Here is a 1176-nt window from a genome sequence, read left to right as displayed (position 1 = left end):
TATCACTTTCTTCCTTATTTTCGGAATAAATACGATATGGTACTTACAGTCCCATGTCGTATGGGCCAAACTCTGATAATCTCTCATTTGATTCTCCTAGCTCTTGATCAAGCTAAAAGACTCACGGTGACCGTATCACACGGTCAAACCTTTAATAGTCCCCCGGCATAGCCGGGGGATTACCTTATTTATTTATACTGTCTGCGGCCTGCCTTCGCGTCATTTTGATTTGTAAATGGAATCAGCTATAAAATCCTTTCAGATTGAAATTCACAAATTTCAATCACTTTATGATCTGTTTGTAGGTTGCACCAAGTGTCATTGCTGATGGTCATAGCCTTTTCAACTGAGCAAAAACATCACTTGTCCCAAAGTACAATAGATTTGTGTATCTAACTTCTTTAGATTGCTATTCGACTCCTCAATACCTAAAAAGATAAGAAATTGATGCTACCGTTTTACCTGATTAACTTTTAATCAGTTTAATTCTCAGAACAAGGGATGTTAACGGAGCGATTTGTAAACGGATTTGTGCATCCTGCATAAATTAATATTCGCAATTATTGGTGCAGTATGCTGGTAAGTTTGCTGCAAACATTTTGCGTAAGCGCTCACTTGAACTGGTCTGCTCTTCATCTTTTGCATCATGTAAGTGAATGGTCTCGTTGACTATGTTGAATAGGAGAAACCCATGCTGCTTCGAATTAATCAGCCCAAAAAAACTTTATATAGGCAATGGTTATGGCTCGGTCTAATCCTGATCGCTTTGGGTGTGGGAATTACATTCAATCTGTATTTTGAGCATGAGCGTACTGCTGCCCGTGAGCATGACAGATTGTCGATTCAGGCACGGGTAATTGCTGAGAACACGGAGTACCAGCTGACAAGTGCGAACCTTGCGCTGGAAAACGTTCGCAGCAATCTGGCTCACTGGAAAGACGAAGCCGGGCAGCCAGCGGTAATACGGCACCTCAAGGCAGCCAGCATCATACCGGGCATACGCACTATGAATATCGTCGATAAAGAAGGTACCATCACGGCCTCGACGAGTGCTGAATTGATCGGAATGAATATTGGTTTCCGCGATTATTTTCAGGAAGTCAAACGGCATCCCAACGCGGACATCCTTTACCTCTCACCACCATTCGAAACCGTACATAAGACGTACGTCATTAA

Annotated in this window: 1 protein-coding gene and 1 pseudogene; one reads left to right on the top strand and one right to left on the bottom strand. The window is 42.3% G+C overall.

Annotated features, from left to right (window positions below):
• Nucleotides 1–87: pseudogene (locus BM122_RS21335) on the bottom strand (IS200/IS605 family transposase); the annotation flags it as partial.
• Between the two features lie 604 nt (nt 88–691).
• Here BM122_RS21335 and BM122_RS21330 point away from each other — a divergent pair.
• Nucleotides 692–1176, top strand: a 485-nt coding sequence (locus tag BM122_RS21330; protein ID WP_218152222.1) for a PDC sensor domain-containing protein, incomplete at its 3' end; no start/stop codon positions are given.

The sequence above is a fragment of the Nitrosomonas communis genome (genome assembly GCF_900114745.1).
GTDB lineage: Bacteria > Pseudomonadota > Gammaproteobacteria > Burkholderiales > Nitrosomonadaceae > Nitrosomonas > Nitrosomonas communis_A.
Note: the sequence above shows the minus strand (reverse complement) of the source record. Positions and strands in the feature narration are given on the sequence as shown.